At 69.3% G+C, this 1,057-nt stretch carries 1 protein-coding gene; it reads right to left on the minus strand.

What is annotated here, in order from left to right; all coding sequences use genetic code 11:
- Window positions 1-952, minus strand: a 952-nt coding sequence (locus tag P3H78_RS33145) for an IS481 family transposase (RefSeq protein ID WP_276112879.1), incomplete at its 3' end; no start/stop codon positions are given.
- Window positions 953-1,057 lie beyond the last annotated feature (105 nt).

Raw genomic sequence — 1,057 nt, forward strand, 5'->3', positions numbered from 1 at the left:
TGTATTGACCCGCAGGGTTGTTCACACGGCTGATCGGTGGCTGGCCGCCGAGTGCGGTGTGGCAGCGGTGGTGGTTGTAGGTGTGCAGGAAGTCTGCCAGGGCGGCCGTGCGTTCGTCGTTGCTGGTGTAGGGCCGCAGGTAGGCCCACTCGTCGAGCAGGGTGCGGTTGAAGCGTTCCACCTTGCCATTGGTCTGCGGCCGGTAGATGCGGGTGAGCTTGCCGGCCGCGCCGAGGTCGTCGAGCGCCTGCCGCCAGGCGAAGCTCTTGCGGTAGGGCCAGGCGTTGTCCGTCAGGACGCGTTCGATCCGGTCGATGCCGCAGGTGGCGAAGAAGGCTGCGGCCCGGGTCAGGAAGGCCGCGCAGGTGGTGGCCTTCTCGTCGCTGAGGACTTCGCTGTAGGCCAGGCGGCTGTGGTCATCGACGGCGGAGTGGATGTAGTCGAAGCCGGTGGTGCGGCGGCGGTCGGGGCAGGCGGCACGGCCGTGGACGCGCCAGCCTCCGCCGTCGGGGATGCGGCCGAGTTTCTTGACGTCCACGTGCACGAGCTCGCCGGGCCGGCTGCGTTCGTAGCGGCGGATGACCTGGCCGGTGGGGCGGTCCAGGAAAGCCAGGCGGTTCAAACCGTGCCGGGTCAGGACCCGGTGCACGGTCGAGGCGGGCAGGCCCAGGATCGGGCCGATGCGGGCCGGGCCGAGCTTGCGGTCCTGCCGCAGGCGGCAGATGCGGTCCTCGACCGCTACTGCCGTGCGGTGCGGCGTCCTGTGGGGCCGGCTGGGACGGTCGTGCAGGCCGGCTTGGCCCTCTGCTCGCCAGCGGCGCAGCCACTTGTGGGCCGTGGCCCGGGAGATACCCATCTCGGCAGCGACATGCGCGACAGGGCGGCCGGAACGGACACGCTCGACCAGCAGCCGCCTGCCATGAACGGTCAGCCGGGCATTACGGTGGGACACGAAGACCTCCGTGCGGTGCAGTCCTAGACAGCTCCACCACACCGGAGGTCTTCGCCATGATCAAGCCCTGCAGCTGTCAACAACGCTCGTGATCAATACACCTAG

The sequence above is a fragment of the Streptomyces tropicalis genome, from assembly GCF_029269835.1.
Taxonomy (GTDB): Bacteria; Actinomycetota; Actinomycetes; order Streptomycetales; family Streptomycetaceae; genus Streptomyces; species Streptomyces tropicalis.